This window comes from Halomicrobium mukohataei DSM 12286 (assembly GCF_000023965.1).
Lineage (GTDB): Archaea > Halobacteriota > Halobacteria > Halobacteriales > Haloarculaceae > Halomicrobium > Halomicrobium mukohataei.
Window position 1 is genome coordinate 2,796,620 of record NC_013202.1, and the last position, 15,616, is coordinate 2,812,235.

Here is a 15,616-nt window from a genome sequence, read left to right on the forward strand (position 1 = left end):
TGCGTCGACCGCGAGTCGGGGCTCACCGTCGGGCGCGGCGCTCGCGATCGGTCTGCCAACACCGAACTATTTGAACCAGTAGCGCCACTGTCGACCTAGCTGCGAGGCGGTTCGCAGAGAGAACCCTGGGTGGGTGGACGAATGGATCAGTACATCGTACCGTCGACACGTGCGTGGCTGGAGCATCGCTATCTGGAACTGTCGACCGTCGAGCTCGAACTGTGGCTCGTCGCGCTGTCGACCCTGACCCTCGACGTGGTTCTGACGTACGTCGGACTGCAGTCGGGGTTCAGCGAGGGGAACCCGATCATGGGGTACGCGTTCGAACACGTCGGGTTCGCCGTTCTCGGTCTCGTGAAAGTGCTGGTACTCGGGACCGCGGGACTGGCACGCGAGTACCGCCCGGAGTACGGGCCGGTCATCCCGCTGGGACTCGCGCTCCCCTGGCTCGCGGCCTCCCTGGTCAACTACACGCTGCTCTTCTAGGGGCGCTGGTCGGGTCGCTTCTCGGCGAGGACCGTCCGTTCGAACGAGCAAACGAGCGTGTCGTCTTGCGTGAACACGTCGACGGACATCGTCACGACACCGCGGTCGCCGTCGCTGGTCTCGCGCTTGTCGGTCACGGTCGTTTCCGCTCGGATCGTGTCGCCGTGAAACACCGGCGCGGGGTGTTCGACCTCGTCGTAACCGAGGTTGGCGACGATGGTTCCGTCGGTCGTCTCCGGGATCGTCAGTCCGACCGCCAGCGAGAGCGTGTAGAGCCCGTTGACGACCCGTTCGCCGAAGTCGGTGTCGGCGGCGAACTCGGCGTCGAGGTGGAGGGGCTGCTGGTTCATCGTCATGTCGCAAAAGCGCTGGTTGTCGCTCTCCGAGACGGTTCGGCTGCGGGGGTGTGTGATCGTCTCGCCGACGGTGAACTCCTCGTAGTAGTTGCCAGCCATAGCGACTCGTCGTCGGCGTCGGTGAAAGTACTCGGGGGTGGGAGGAAGCGACTGATAATAGTTTACACAGTAAGGGGTAAGTATTTGGGACCCTCGAAACAAGTAGGTACCATTACATGAGTGGTTCGGCAGCCCGTGTCGACAGGTCGACGCTGACCGGCCTCCTGTCCGCGAAGACTCCCGACGACGTGTACGACCGAGTGGTCGACGCCTGTCTCGACCGGCTCGATGCAGATCGCTGTGTAATCTCGCTGGACACCGGTGACGGCCTGGAGCCGGTCGCAGTCAGCGACGACGGGGCCACTGTCGAGGATCTCCGAGGCCAGCCCGGCTGGGACTACCAGTCACTCGCCGTCCGAGACGAGGACTCCTATCTCGTCGGCGACCTCGCCGACGACGGGTCGACCACGAGAAGATCGATCGGGGGCGACGGGGAGAGCCCCAGAGACGCCACGCGATCAGTGCTCAGCGTCCCGATCGACGGCGTCGGCGTCGTCTTCGCGACCGCCACCGATCCGATGGCGTTCACCGAGTCGGATCGGGAGTGGCTCGAAGCGGTCGCCCTGTACGTCGGGTCTTCGCTGACGCGGTTTCACTCCCCGGAGCCGGTCTACTCGGTCGTCACGAGTAGTGGATCTACGACTCGCTGTGAGCAGACCGAAACGGACGGCGAAGCACCCGTCGCCCTGGAGGATCTCGACGAGCGTCTCTCGTTCGTGCTGGACGCGACCGATTCGGTGCTCTGGACGGTGAACGTCTCCGCTCGGACGCTCCGGCTGTTCGGACCGGTCGAACGGATCGTCGGTCTCGATCGAGACACCGAATATCCACTCTCGGAGTTCGTCGACGGGTTCGTCCATCCCGACGACAGAGAGCGCCTCGTCGAGCAGTTACAGGACGTCGCAGTCGGGCAACGAGACAGCGTCGAACTCGAGTACCGCCTGGAGCCGGCCGACAGCGACGAGAGCAGGTGGTTCAGAAACCGCTCCGGGCTGCTGGAAGACGAGAGAACGACGCTCATCGGTCTGTCGACGGACGTGAGCGAGCACGTCTCGCGAGAGCGACGGATCAAACGGCTTCAACAGCGGACGACGCGGTTGATCGGTGCACAGTCCCAGTCCCAGATCGCAAACGTCGCAGTGAACGCGGCCGAGGAAGCGCTCACGCTGCCACTCGCCGGCATTCACCTCCGGGACGGCGACGTGCTCGAACCGACGGCGGTCAACGAGCGCGTGTGGGAGGTGATCGGCGAAGTGCCGAGCTATCGGGCACACGACGACGATCCCATCGATACGTTCGTCTGGGAGACGTACGGCCGCGGCCGGCCGGCCGTCGTCGAGGACACGGCCGAGCACGATCAGTTGAGCGAGGCGACGAACGTCCGAAGCGTGATCATCTATCCGCTGGACGACTACGGCGTCTTCGTCGCGTCCGCACGCGAGCCGGATGCCTTCGACTCCGTCGACGTCGCACTGGGGGAGGTGCTCTCGATGGGGATCGTCGCGGCACTGGAGCGGACCGAACAGGAAGACCGCCTCAGAGAACAGGCCCGAGAGCTCGAACGGAAGAACGAGCGCCTCGAAGAGTTCACCAGCATCGTGAGCCACGACCTCCGCAACCCGCTCAACGTCGCGCTCGGACGCGTCGAGTACGTCCGGAACGACCGGGACGACGATCACCTCGCGACGGCCCAGCAGGCCCTCGAACGGATGGCCTCGATCATCGAGGAGACGCTGGCACTCGCCCGGCAGGGCCACTCGGTGAGCGACCGCGAACCGGTCTCGGTACCGGAGATCGCTCGCCGGTGCTGGCAGACGGTACAGACGGCGTCGGCGACGCTGGAGACGGCGTTCGAGGGAGCGTTCACCGTGCTGGCCGACAGAGAACGGCTCGCACACGTCCTGGAGAACCTGATCACGAACGCCGTCGAACACGGGGGCGAGAACGTCACCGTTCGGATCGGGCCACTCACGGACGAACCCGGATTCTACGTCGAAGACGACGGTCCGGGGATCCCCGAGACCGAACGGTCCGACGTGTTCGAGACGGGGTACACGACCGCACAGGACGGGACGGGATTCGGGCTCTCGCTGGTACGAGACATCGTCACGGCACACGGGTGGACGATCACCGCGACGACCGGGTCGAACGGCGGCGCACGGTTCGAGATCACCGACGTCGAACGGTCGTGAAAGTGTCGTAAGGGCTATGCCACCGAGTGTGCAAGGGCACATCGATGGCCGAGCAACGTCGACGCGAACTGGCGGCGTCCGCCCGACTCGCCGTCGAGACGGAGCGGTGGTTCTTCCTCGATTGCCTGCTCGCCGCGATCGGCTTCGTCGGGTGGGTCGCCGGCACGGCCGCGGCGGCCGCTCTAGGTGCCAGAGAAGCGGGCCTCACGCTCGCGCTCGGGACGGCCTCGACCCAGACGCTGGCGCTCCTCGCCGGGGCCGTCGTCGCCTGGATCGTGTTGCCCGCACTCGCGGCGACGCTGCGGCTCCGGAGTCGGGTCACGAACGTCTCCGGAAACGTCGAGAGTCACTACCGCTTCGACGCGCCGGGAACCCTGCTGTGGCCCCCGGTGGTCGTCCTGGCCGTTTCGCTGGCCGCCGCGATCGCCTCGCCGATCGCCTGGCCGGCGTACGCGGTCGCCTTCGTCGCTGGCGCACACCTGCTCGCACGCACTGGGGCGTTTAGCTACCGGGTCTTCTCGTTTTCCCGTCCCGGCCTGGTCCACGCCGCGTCGTTCCTGACGTTCTCGGTGTACGCTACGGCGGGCGTCGTCCAGCTCGGTGCCGTCGCCGGTGCCGGCGCGATGGTCCGGGACGCGATGGCCGTCCTCGGCGTGCCCACGGCGCTCTTCGGTGTCGTCGATCTCGGTCCCGTCAGCGTTCCGGCGCTCCTGGCGGCCGGAGCAGTGACGCCGGCCGTGCTCGTCGGCGCGTACCTCGTCTGTCAGTCGCTGGCGGCGGCGTACGTCAGGTGGTCCGAGCCGACCGTCGACCGCGGCTCGCTGCGTGCCGGCCAGCGCAACCCCTTCGGTCAGGTGGCCGCCAGCACCGCGGGAGGACGGGCGACCGCGACCAGCCAGACGCGATCCAGCACGACCGACAGCGGCGAGGAACGGAGCGTCCCCGTCCACATCCAGACGACGCGGGTCTACGATCCCGACGACGAGGTCTCGGACCCCGCCGGTATCGACACCGCACACGAGAGTCCCGTCGGTCAGCGGTGTCGCACCTGCAACGCGACGTTCTCGCCGGGGACGGAGATCAGATTCTGCCCGAACTGCGGGCAGCGCCTCGACGACGGATAACACGTCGTCCGGTCGAGGCGGTGTCCCGAGAACGACCGAGAATCACGGGACACTCCGTGTGAGAACGTTCCGCAACCGAGAAAAATATTTTTTGGATCTCGAAAGACAGTTCAGAGGATTGCGAAAGCATTATGAGCGTGACGACCATCTTTTCGGTTGACCTAAGTACATACTATGGCAGTACTCGAAATCAACAATCTCCACGCGAAAGTGGCAGAGGACGGCGGTGAACGGATCCTTCGCGGCGTCGACCTCGAAGTCGAGTCGGGCGAGATCCACGCGCTGATGGGCCCCAACGGGTCGGGCAAGTCGACGACGGCGAAGATCATCGCGGGCCACCCCGCATACGAGGTGACCGACGGTGAGGTGCTCATCCACCTCGAAGACGGCGACGTCGCCGAGGACATCGAGCTTACCGACGACAACCGCACCTGGGATCTGCTGGAGCTAGAGCCCAACGAGCGCGCGGCGCTCGGCATCTTCCTCGGCTTCCAGTACCCGGCCGAGATCGAGGGCGTCACGATGGTGAACTTCCTCCGGACGGCGCTCAACGCCAAGCTCGAAGAGCAAGAAGAGCTGTTCGAGGAGGAAGACGAGGAGAGCGAGGCCGACGAGGAAGCGACCAACGAGGACGCAGCGGGCTACGACAGCTCTCCGATGGAAGGCCCCGCCGACGAGGGCGAGGTCAGCGTCGCCGAGTTCCAGCAGCTCCTCAAGGAGAAGATGGAACAGCTCGACATGGACGAGAAGTTCGCCAACCGCTATCTCAACGCCGGCTTCTCCGGCGGCGAGAAGAAGCAAAACGAGGTCCTCCAGGCCGCGATCCTCGAACCGTCGATCGCCGTGCTGGACGAGATCGACTCTGGACTGGACATCGACCGCCTGCAGGACGTCTCCAACGGCATCAACGCGCTGCGCGACGAGCAGGGCACCGGTGTCCTCCAGATCACCCACTACCAGCGCATCCTCGACTACGTCGAGCCAGATCACGTCCACGTGATGATCGACGGCGAGATCGCCAAATCCGGCGGCGCGGAACTGGCCGAGAAGCTCGAAGACAAGGGGTACGACTGGGTCCGCGAGGAAGTCTACGAGGCCGCCTGAGACAGAACGACGACGTTCCGTCCACGGCACAACCCACATAACCCGCAAACCCTAAGCACGACTACAAAACATGAGTTCAGATCAAGACCACCTCAAAGAAACAGATACGGAGAAGCGCTTCGAGTTCAAGAAGGAGGAGAAGTCCGCCTTCGAAGCCGAGAAGGGCCTCACCGAGGAGACGATCCGCGTCATCTCGGAAGACAAAGACGAGCCCGAGTGGATGCTGGAGCGTCGGCTCCGGGCACTCGAACAGTGGCACGAACTTCCGATGCCGGACGACTGGCCGGGCGCGCCGGACATCTCGGAAGTCGACGTCGACGAGATCATTCCCTACATCCGCCCGGACATCGAGACCCGCGGCGGCGTCGACGACTGGAACGATCTCCCCGAAGAGATCCAGGACACCTTCGACAAGCTCGGCATCCCGGAAGCAGAGAAGAACGCGCTCTCGGGCGTCGGCGCGCAGTACGAGTCCGAGATCGTCTACCAGAACATGCAGGAGCAGTGGGAAGAGAAGGGCGTCGTCTTCTGTGACATGGACAAGGCCGTCCAAGAGCACGAAGAGATCGTCCGCGAGCACTTCATGACGAAGGCCGTTCCCCCGAGCGACAACAAGTTCGCTGCACTCCACGGCGCGATCTGGTCGGGCGGTTCGTTCGTCTACGTCCCGGAAGACACGTCGGTCGACATGCCGATTCAGGCGTACTTCCGGATGAACAGCGACGGGATGGGCCAGTTCGAGCACACGCTCATCATCGCCGAAGAGAGTTCCGAGGTCCACTACATCGAGGGCTGTTCGGCCCCGAAGTACTCGGAGTTCAACCTCCACAGCGGCGGCGTGGAGGTCTTCGTCGGCGAGAACGCTCACGTCCAGTACTCGACGGTCCAGAACTGGTCGAAAAACACCTACAACCTCAACACCAAACGCGCCATCTGCGAGGCCGACGGGACGATGGAGTGGGTGTCCGGTTCGATGGGGTCGAAGGCGACGATGCTGTACCCCTCGACCGTACTCAAGGGTCCCGGTGCGACGGACAACCACATCACGATCGCCATGGCTGGCGAGGGCCAGAACATCGACACCGGCGCGAAGGTATATCATAACGCACCCGACACGAAGTCGACCATCGAGTCGAAGTCTATCAGCAAGGACGGCGGCCGAACGAACTACCGCGGCCTCGTCCACATCGCGGACGGCGCGGAGGACGCGTCGACGAGCGTCGAGTGTGACGCGCTGATGTTCGACAACGAGTCCACGTCGGACACGATGCCGTACATGGAGATTCAGGAGTCGAAAGTCGACGTGGCCCACGAGGCGACGGTCGGCAAGATCGGCGACGAGGACGTGTTCTACCTCCAGAGCCGCGGTCTGGACGACGACGACGCCAAACAGATGATCGTCGCCGGCTTCATCGAACCGCTCACGGAGGAACTGCCCATCGAATACGCGGTCGAGATGAACCGCCTCATCGAACTCGAGATGGAGGGAAGCCTCGGGTAACTCCCGGATTCACAATGAGTACGCAGGTACACGCAAATCTCACGGCAGAACAGGTAACGCAGATCTCCGAGGAGCTCGACGAGCCCGAGTGGCTGCTCGAAACACGTCTCGACGCGTACGAGGCCCTCGACTCGCTGGACATGCCGGACGTGATCCGGACGCCGGGTCGAGACTGGACGAACCTCGACGCGCTCGACTACGAGACGCTCGTCGATCCCTTGGAGTGGGAACAGGAGAAAGACCGCGTCGACGCCGAGAGTGTCGACGTGCTCTCGTGGGCCGACGCGCTCGAACAGCACGGAGAGCTGATCGAAGCGCAGTTCGGCTCGATCGTCGACCCACAGCGGGACTACCTCACGGCACTCTCGACGGCGCTGTTTAGCGCCGGGACGGTCGTCTACGTCCCCGAGGGCGTCGACGCCGAAGACGTGAAGATCCGGACGACGATGAACAGCCGATCGCTGTTCAACTACACGCTGGTCGTCGCCGAGGAGTCCTCGTCCGTGACGATCCTCGAACGCCAGACCACCGGCACCAACGTCGACGGCGAGCAGTACTACTCCGGCGTCGTCGAAGTCGCCGCCGAGGAAAACAGCAGCGTCCAGTACGGCACGCTCCAGAACCTCGACGACGACAGCTACAACTTCCAGGTCAAGCGTGGCCACGCCGACACCTACGCCACGGTCGACTGGATCGAGGGCAACATCGGCTCTCGACTGACCAAGTCCAACGTCGAGACGCGCCTGCTTGGCGACGCCTCGGAGTCCCAGATCGTCGGGGCCTTCTTCGGCCACGAGGACCAGCACTTCGACATCGCGTCCCGAGTCTGGCACGAGGCCGAACACACCACGGCCGACCTCGTCACCCGCGGCGTCCTCGACGACGCCGCCCGCTCGGTGTACGAGGGCGTCCAGGACGTTGGCCGCGAGGCGTGGGACACCAACTCCTACCAGCGGGAGAACACCCTGATGCTCTCAGACGAGAGCGAGGCCGACGCGTCGCCGAAGCTGATCATCAACAACCACGACACAGAAGCCAGCCACTCGGCGACCGTCGGACAGGTCGACGAGGAGGACATGTTCTACATGACCTCTCGGAGTGTCGATCCCGAGAGCGCGGAGAACATGCTGGTGGAAGGCTTCTTCGTGCCCGTCTTCGAGGAGATCGCGGTCGACGAACTTCGCGACGATCTCGACGACCTCGTCGTCGAACGCCTCCGCGAGTAGTTCGTTCACCCACGAACGGCCCGGACAAGGAGTGCTGGCGACGACTTCGGTTCTGACGCTCTTTCGAGATTTCCACGGTTAGCCGTGTGCTGTGGCCGGCTTCGCCAGTCCGGGCGGCGAATCGCTGTACGAAGCCGACAGCGCACGGTGATCGTCGTCCCCGTCTCTGATACGGAAAGTTGTAGGTCTTTACCAGATCGACCGCACGCCGTCGTGCGGTCGACTGGATAAACGCCTACAACCGTCCGTATGAGGACTCCAACGGCGTCGTCGGAATCTGTGAGCGAGTGAGCCGCTATAGTAACAATTGAAACGATTTACACACCGATCGCACTGCCGTCGTGCGATCGAGTGTGCATTGATCTTCAATGGCTACTATATTACGAAACAGTGTGATCGTAGTTTGAACGACGTGACGATATTTCGCCAACGTAGACCCGAGTTTTCGTAACGATTTTGTGTGTGAAACGTGTGTGGTTGTGTGGCATCATTACACAGGGATGTGCCGAGAAACGCACTCGGCGCTCCGGGGGGTGCCACGAGTGGCGATACGGATCGGCGTATCGGCGACCGATCTGGCACGACGGCTGGGGGCGCGAAGCTGGGACGGCCACCAGACGCCGTGTCGGTCGGTCGTGGTAGCACGACGCGGCGCTGGTCGGCTCTGGCCCGCGTTCGAACCGACGACACGATCACACAACACATGAAAGAGACACGACGAAACTTCCTGCGAAACGCATCAGCACTCTCCGCGCTGGCGATCGGAGCCAGTGCGAGCGCATCGGCAGCAAACTGTAGCGGCGTCGCCGAGTGGGACGCGAGCGCCACCTACACCGGCGGCGACCAGGTCACCTTCGACGGCTCGCTGTGGACCGCCGAGTGGTGGACACAGGGGACCGAACCCGCCGAGAGCGAGGCCGTCTGGACCCTGGAAGGGGCCTGTGGCGACGACGGCGACAGCGGCGACAGCGGCGGCGTCGACTGTAGCGGCGTCCAGTCGTGGGCGTCGGACGTTGCCTACTCAGGTGGCGACCAGGTCACCTTCGACGGCTCGCTGTGGACCGCCGAGTGGTGGACCAAGGGCACCGAACCCGCCGAGAGCGAGGCCGTCTGGACCCTGGAAGGGACCTGCGGTAGCGACGACGGCGACGAGAACACCGCGCCGACGGCGTCGTTCTCGGCCGACGTGAGCACGCCCGAACCCGGTGATTCGATCTCCTTCGACGCGAGCGAGTCGAGCGATCCCGACGGCTCGATCGCCAGCTACGAGTGGGAGCTCGGTGACGGAACGACGGCGACCGGAGAGACGGTGAGTCACAGCTACGAGTCGGCCGGCGACTACACCGTGACCCTGACGGTCACCGACGACGCCGGTGGGACGGCGACGGACTCGACGACGATCTCGGTTTCGAGCGGCAACGCCGCGCCGGACGCCTCTTTCACCGTCTCCCCATCGAATCCGGCTCCCGACGAGTCGGTCACCTTCGACACGGCCGATTCGAGCGATTCCGACGGCACGATCGAGAGCTACGAGTGGGACCTGGGCGATGGGACGACGGCGACCGGAGAAACGGTCACCCACAGCTACGAGTCGGCCGGCGACTACACCGTATCGCTGACCGTCACCGACGACGCGGGCGCGAGCGACACCAACGAGACGGTCGTCTCGGTCGGCGACAGCTCCGGTGGCACCGAAGGAACGACCGAGTTCGCGCCGTACAACTACGTATTCACCGATCCCGAGACGACGCTGGTCGATCACGCAGAGCAGGCGGGCAACGACAGCGTCACCACCGCGTTCGTCCTCTCGGACGGAAACGGCAACGCCGCGTGGGGCGGTGAGGCCGACCAGCTCGTCGGCGAGGCCGGTCTCCAGTCGGAGTTCCAGGCATATCAGGACCAGGGCGGCACGATCATCATCTCCTTTGGCGGTGCAGTCGGGACGATGATCGCCCAGGACACGACTGACATCGACAAGATCAAATCGGAGTACCAGTCCGTGATCGACACGTACGGCGTCACGCACCTGGACTTCGACATCGAGTCCGTAGACGAGGCCGCCGTCGACCGACGCAATCAGGCACTGGCCGAACTCCAGTCCGAGAACCCGGACCTGAAAGTGTCGTACACGCTACGCTGTCGGACGACCGGTCTGACCGAGCACGGCACGTACGTCGTCGAGAACGCTCGCGACAACGGCGTCGACGTGCAGTACGTCAACGTGATGACGATGAACTACGGCTGGGTCCGTCCGAGTGCGAGCACCGTCAAAGACACCGCGAACGGCACCCACGAGGATCTGCTGTCGATCTTCTCGGACCTCTCCTCGGACGAGGCCTGGAGTATGGTCGGCATCACGCCGATGATCGGAGAGAACAACGTCGGCGGCCAGCACCGGCCCGAGGACGCCGAGGAAGTCGTCTCCTTCGTCGAGGACAAGGGGATCGGTCTCGTCTCGTTCTGGTCGCTGGATCGAGACAACGGCGACTGTCCCGACGGGACCGTCTCGGGCAAGTGCAGTGGCATCGAACAGAGCGCCTACGAGTTCGCAGGCATCTACAACCAGGTTCAGTGACGGCGACGAGGGTCGACCGCGAGGCCGTCACGAGACCACGACGCCGTTTTTTCGCCGCCGATCCGTGCCACGACGGCGACAGTGGCAACCAGGGCACATATCGTTGGCCGTAACTTCGTGCAGAGATACGCCGCCCGGGGCGGCGAAACCGATTACGTATTTACGGCCGACAGTACCGCTCCGTATCTGACCGCACGACGACGGTGCGAACGGGTGTGAATCGGTTCGGTCGGTACGGTGGTCGTACGAACGAGCTGTCGCGAGCGACGAAGTCGGTCGGTTCACGCCACGAAACAGCGTTTAGGCTCCGGTAGAGTGCTTGAAAGGACCCTCTCCGAACCATGGTATAGAAAGACACACAACCGGCCCCACCAGTGCGTTTTTCCTGGGCGAACAATCGTGTAAGACTTCGGCAACGACTCGGCACCGGCGTGGAGAGTAGATTGTACGCACGGGCCCTGATAGACCGACGAACGCGACGAGAAGAGTGTTGACAACTGCAGTAGTGGGTGAAAGTGTCACACACCACGTGTTAGTCGGAGGAGAGATCATTTATCATTATAAAATGACGCAGCTATTCGAATGATTGTGGACCACTGTTCCATGTATGGAAATATTAATTTTCGGAATTTTTTAGTGTATGGAGGTGCGTGGTACCCACAGCGGCTGGGTGAGAGAACGTTGGGTGCGGATTGGGGACTAGAACGTCGTCCCGGCAGTGGGGCGGACAGATCCAACGGTGGCACGCCAACGGTCGACACCGCCGCGACAATAACCATGCAACGTCGCAACTATCTACAATCGCTTTCGGCGCTGGCCGGTCTGGCCGGCGTCTCCGCGGTAACAGCACAGGAAGAGTATCCGGCGTACGATTCGAGCGCGACCTACAACGGTGGCGATCGAGTCGTCTACGAGGGATACATCTGGGAAGCACAGTGGTGGACCAAAGGAACGGCACCGAGCGCAGACAAGGCTGTCTGGGAGAAAGTCGGACCCGCTGACGGAGGCGGCGGGGACGACGGCGGCTCCGACGACGGCGGCAGCAGCGACATTCCTGCCTACGATTCGAGCGCCACCTACACCGGTGGCGACCAGGTCACCTACGACGGGTTCGTCTGGGAGGCCGAGTGGTGGACCAAGGGTACCGAACCCTCCGAGAGCGCGAACGTCTGGACGAAGGTCCGCGCCGTCGACGACGGCGACAACGGCGGCGACGACGGTGGATCCTCCGACCTCAACGCCGTCATCGACGCCAGCGCGACGCGCGTCGACGTCGGTGAGGACGTCACGCTGGACGCCAGCGGCTCCGAGGGCGACATCGAGTCCTACGAGTGGATGGTCGGCGACCAGGGTCCGATCTCCGGCGTCGAGAACACGGTCACGCTCGACGAGGAAGGCACCTACGAGGTCACGCTGACCGTCACCGACGCAGACGGCAACGAGGCGACCGCGACCCGATCCGTGTTCGTCGGCACCGCGGGCGGCACGCAGCCCGGCGACAAGCGAGTCGTCGCCTACTACCGACAGTGGGCACAGTACGACCGCGAGTACACCCCGTCCGACATGCCCCTGGACAACATCACGCACGTCCAGTACGCGTTCGCGCGCCCGGAGGAGGACGGCTCCGTCAACCTCGTCGGCGACAGTCACGGCCAGCAGGCGTTCTGGGACCAGAACACCGACTGGCGTGACGCACCCGGCGGAAAGAGCATCGCCGAGCTCGCAGAAGAGAACGAAGACACCAAGTTCACGCTCTCGATCGGTGGCTGGGGCGACTCCGAGTACTTCTCGTACGCCGCAGAAACCGAGGAGAACCGCCAGCGCTTCGCCGACCAGTGTGCCGAGTGGGTCGACCGAGGCAACCTCGACGGCATCGACATCGACTGGGAGTTCCCCCACGGCGGGGGCTGTCAGGGCGACGGCGGCGAGGCGTGTAACAAGGAGAACGTCGAACGTCCCGAAATCGACATTCCGAACTTCACGAAGCTGTGTCAGGCGGTCCGCGATCGCCTCGACGAGAAGGCGGCAGAGGAAGGTCGCGAAGAGCCCTACGAGGTCACCGCTGCGGTCAACGCGGACCCCGAGGCGATGGCCGACTACGAGCACGAGGCCCTGTCGGACATCCTCGACTTCATCCTCGTGATGACCTTCGACTACGCGGGTATCTGGAGCGAGTACACCCGCCATCACGCCCCGCTCAAGGAGAACCCGGACAACCCGTTCGAGAAGTCCGACAGCTGGAACGCCTCCTACGCTCTCAGCTGGTTCGAACAGCAGGGCTGGTCGCCGGACCAGCTCAACATGGCCGTCCCGTTCTACGGGCGTAGCTGGAGCAACGTCAACGACCCCGACGGCGAGGGCAACGGCGAGGACGACGGTCTCTTCCAGAAGTTCGACGGAGAGGACGGCAACGCCAGCGGCGACGGTAGCTTCGGTACTATCGGTGGTATCTACGAGTACTACGACCTCGCCGGTGGCTCCCGTGGCGGCTCCAGTATCATCGACGGCGACGACTACGAGACCTACATCGACGAGGACGCCATGACGGCCTACAGCTACAACCCCGACAAGGGCGGTGGCTACAACAAGGCCAGCGGCGAGATGATCTCCCACGACACCGTCGAGACCATGGAGATGAAAGCCCAGTGGCTCCGCGACTCGCCGTACGGCGGGACGATGCTGTGGGCCATCGGTGGCGACACGAAGGACGGCGAACTGATCAGCACGCTCTGGAACACGCTCAACGAATAGCGTCCGTTCCAGCAGCGCCTCATACGGAAAGTTGTAGGCGTTTACCCAGTCGACCGCACGACGGCGTGCGGTCGATCTGGTAAAGACATACAACTTTCCGTATCACGGCCTGTGCGGTGGCGTGCAATTACGGGGGTAACTGACGTTCACCCGCGGGCCGCTTTGCGAACCGACGGCGAAGGGGGCGACAGCGTGACTCGATAGCCCCGCCGCCGTCACACGGACCGATCAAACACAGACGACGCAGCGAAATCACGACACTATCTATGAGAGAAACACGACGCGACATGCTACAGAAGGCAACGGCCCTGTCGGCACTGGCAGTCGGAGCCAGTGCGACAGCAACAGCAGCAGACTGCAGTGGCGTCTCCGAGTGGGACGCGAGCGCCACCTACAACGGCGGCGATCAGGTCACCTACGACGGTGCGCTCTGGACCGCCGAGTGGTGGACCAGCGGCACTCAGCCGGCCGAGGACGCTTCGGTCTGGACCAAGGAGGGTGCCTGTGGTGACACTCCACCGGGCGACGGCGACGAAGGGACGGACTGCAGCGAAGTCTCCGCGTGGGAGTCCGACGTTGCCTACACCGGCGGCGACCAGGTCACCTACGACGACTCGCTGTGGACCGCCGAGTGGTGGACCAAGGGCACCGAACCCGCAGAGAGCGAGAACGTCTGGACCCTGGAGGGTCCCTGCGGTGACGGCGGCGGCGGTGGTGGCGGCGGTGGCGACGAGAACCAGTCGCCCGACGCCTCCTTTACCGTCTCGCCGTCTTCGCCCGAGCCGGATGAGGAAGTGACCCTCGACGCCAGCGGGTCCTCCGATCCCGACGGCGATTCCCTGAGCTACGAGTGGGAGATCGAGACCGTCGGCACCGTCGAGGGTGCGGAGAACTCGCTGACCTTCGACGAGGCCGGTGACTACGAGGTCACGCTGACCGTCACGGACGCCGAAGGCGCGTCCAGTTCGGTCACCGAGACCCTCAGCGTCGCCGAAGCACCCGATCCGCCGAGCGACGAGTTCAAAGTCATCGGTTACTACCCCGGCTGGAAGGCCACGCCGGAGTACGACTACTACCCCGAGGACATCCCCTTCGACAAGGTCACGCACGTCCAGTACGCGTTCCTCGGCGTCGACGCGGACGAGGCAGTGCCGACGATCATGAGCGACCAGGACCGCGAGAACCTCGAACGGTTCAAGGAGCTCAAGGACGGAGCGGCCTCCGACACCAAGATCACGCTCTCGATCGGTGGCTGGGCGGACTCGACCGGCTTCTCCGAGATCGCCGCGACCGAGAGCAATCGACAGTCCTTCGCCGACCGGTGTGTCGAGATCCTCCGGAAGTACAACCTCGACGGCATCGACATCGACTGGGAACACCCAGGTAGCTCCCAGGGCAAGTGCCAGTGTGGGAGCAACGAGGACTACGAGACTCACGTCGACCTCCTGCAGGCGCTTCGAGACACGCTCGACGCGGCCGCCGAGGAAGACGGCAAGTACTACGAGCTGTCCGTCGCGAACGGTGGCTCGGACTGGAACGCCGGTGGCCTCCGCCACGGCGACATCGGCGAGATCTGTGACTTCGCCTCCATCATGGCCTACGACTTCACGGGCTCGTGGATGGACGTAGTCGGTCAGAACGCGCCGCTGTACGGCGACTCTCACCCCACGGAGAACAGCCAGTACGGCGAGACCTACACCGCCCAGTACTTCGTCGAGTACTCGGTCGACAAGCTCTACGCTGGCGACCACGGCGAGACGGGCTACTGGCCCGGCCAGTGGGAGTACCCGCCGGCCGAGCCCGCAGAGTACGACGAACTGGTCCTCGGCCTGCCGTTCTACGGCCGCGGCTTCAACGGCACCGAGATGTACGGCAACTACAGCGGCCTCCCGGAGGGCACGTGGCACGACCAGCTCGAAGACGGAGCCGACCCGACCGGCGCGTTCGACTTCGGTGACCTCGAAGAGAACATCGAGGGCGCGGACGGCTGGACGAAGAAGCGCCACGACCCCGGTGCGGTCCCCTACATCGTCAACGAAGACGAAGAGACGATCATCAGCTACGACGACGAACAGGCCATCGAGGAGAAGGTCGAGTTCGCGAAGGAACGAGGCATGCAGGGCGTCATGTTCTGGGAACTCTCCCAGGACTGGAACCAGACGCTGCTCGACGCGATCAACCGGACCGCGTAGCGACAGTCGC

General features: G+C 64.1%; 10 protein-coding genes. 9 read left to right on the forward strand and 1 reads right to left on the reverse strand.

What is annotated here, in order from left to right; genetic code table 11:
* Positions 1–141 precede the first annotated feature (141 nt).
* Complete coding sequence (locus HMUK_RS14120; RefSeq protein WP_015763861.1) at positions 142–486, forward strand: DUF5658 family protein; 345 nt, start codon at positions 142–144, stop codon at positions 484–486.
* Here the strand turns inward: HMUK_RS14120 and HMUK_RS14125 are convergent.
* On the reverse strand, positions 483–941 hold the full coding sequence (locus tag HMUK_RS14125) for a MaoC family dehydratase (RefSeq protein ID WP_015763862.1): 459 nt from the start codon (positions 939–941) through the stop codon (positions 483–485). The genes HMUK_RS14120 and HMUK_RS14125 overlap by 4 nt on opposite strands.
* A 116-nt stretch (positions 942–1,057) precedes the next feature.
* On the opposite strand from HMUK_RS14125, the gene HMUK_RS14130 reads away from it, so the two are divergent.
* From HMUK_RS14130 to HMUK_RS14165, 8 genes are all read left to right on the forward strand, one after another.
* A complete protein-coding gene (locus HMUK_RS14130) occupies positions 1,058–3,133 on the forward strand; it encodes a GAF domain-containing sensor histidine kinase (protein WP_015763863.1) in 2,076 nt (691 codons plus the stop codon).
* Between the two features lie 44 nt (positions 3,134–3,177).
* Entirely contained in the window at positions 3,178–4,257 is a 1,080-nt protein-coding gene (locus HMUK_RS14135; protein ID WP_015763864.1) for a hypothetical protein, read from the forward strand.
* Between the two features lie 174 nt (positions 4,258–4,431).
* Positions 4,432–5,361 (forward strand): ABC transporter ATP-binding protein, encoded by a 930-nt coding sequence (locus HMUK_RS14140; protein WP_015763865.1) that lies wholly within the window; start codon positions 4,432–4,434, stop codon positions 5,359–5,361.
* Between the two features lie 70 nt (positions 5,362–5,431).
* Positions 5,432–6,862 (forward strand): Fe-S cluster assembly protein SufB, encoded by a 1,431-nt coding sequence (gene sufB / locus HMUK_RS14145; protein WP_015763866.1) that lies wholly within the window; start codon positions 5,432–5,434, stop codon positions 6,860–6,862.
* A 14-nt stretch (positions 6,863–6,876) separates the two neighbouring features.
* Positions 6,877–8,088 carry a Fe-S cluster assembly protein SufD gene (sufD, locus tag HMUK_RS14150; RefSeq protein ID WP_015763867.1) on the forward strand — a complete coding sequence of 404 codons (1,212 nt, stop codon included), beginning with the start codon at positions 6,877–6,879 and terminating at the stop codon, positions 8,086–8,088.
* Between the two features lie 703 nt (positions 8,089–8,791).
* Complete coding sequence (locus tag HMUK_RS14155; protein ID WP_015763868.1) at positions 8,792–10,663, forward strand: PKD domain-containing protein; 1,872 nt, start codon at positions 8,792–8,794, stop codon at positions 10,661–10,663.
* A 777-nt stretch (positions 10,664–11,440) separates the two neighbouring features.
* Positions 11,441–13,414, forward strand: a complete 1,974-nt coding sequence (locus HMUK_RS14160) for a glycosyl hydrolase family 18 protein (protein WP_015763869.1) — start codon at positions 11,441–11,443, stop codon at positions 13,412–13,414.
* A 266-nt stretch (positions 13,415–13,680) separates the two neighbouring features.
* A complete protein-coding gene (locus HMUK_RS14165) occupies positions 13,681–15,606 on the forward strand; it encodes a glycosyl hydrolase family 18 protein (RefSeq protein WP_164731971.1) in 1,926 nt (641 codons plus the stop codon).
* The last annotated feature ends 10 nt before the right edge of the window (positions 15,607–15,616 follow it).

Excerpts from the sequence above, each read along its gene's own strand:
- HMUK_RS14120 (WP_015763861.1), top strand. The coding sequence starts at position 142 with ATGGATCAGTACATCGTACCGTCGACACGTGCGTGGCTGGAGCATCGC.
- HMUK_RS14135 (WP_015763864.1), top strand. The coding sequence starts at position 3,178 with ATGGCCGAGCAACGTCGACGCGAACTGGCGGCGTCCGCCCGACTCGCC.
- sufB (WP_015763866.1), top strand. The coding sequence starts at position 5,432 with ATGAGTTCAGATCAAGACCACCTCAAAGAAACAGATACGGAGAAGCGC.
- HMUK_RS14125 (WP_015763862.1), bottom strand. The coding sequence starts at position 941 with ATGGCTGGCAACTACTACGAGGAGTTCACCGTCGGCGAGACGATCACA.
- HMUK_RS14140 (WP_015763865.1), top strand. The coding sequence starts at position 4,432 with ATGGCAGTACTCGAAATCAACAATCTCCACGCGAAAGTGGCAGAGGAC.
- HMUK_RS14155 (WP_015763868.1), top strand. The coding sequence starts at position 8,792 with ATGAAAGAGACACGACGAAACTTCCTGCGAAACGCATCAGCACTCTCC.
- HMUK_RS14160 (WP_015763869.1), top strand. The coding sequence starts at position 11,441 with ATGCAACGTCGCAACTATCTACAATCGCTTTCGGCGCTGGCCGGTCTG.
- sufD (WP_015763867.1), top strand. The coding sequence starts at position 6,877 with ATGAGTACGCAGGTACACGCAAATCTCACGGCAGAACAGGTAACGCAG.
- HMUK_RS14130 (WP_015763863.1), top strand. The coding sequence starts at position 1,058 with ATGAGTGGTTCGGCAGCCCGTGTCGACAGGTCGACGCTGACCGGCCTC.
- HMUK_RS14165 (WP_164731971.1), top strand. The coding sequence starts at position 13,681 with ATGAGAGAAACACGACGCGACATGCTACAGAAGGCAACGGCCCTGTCG.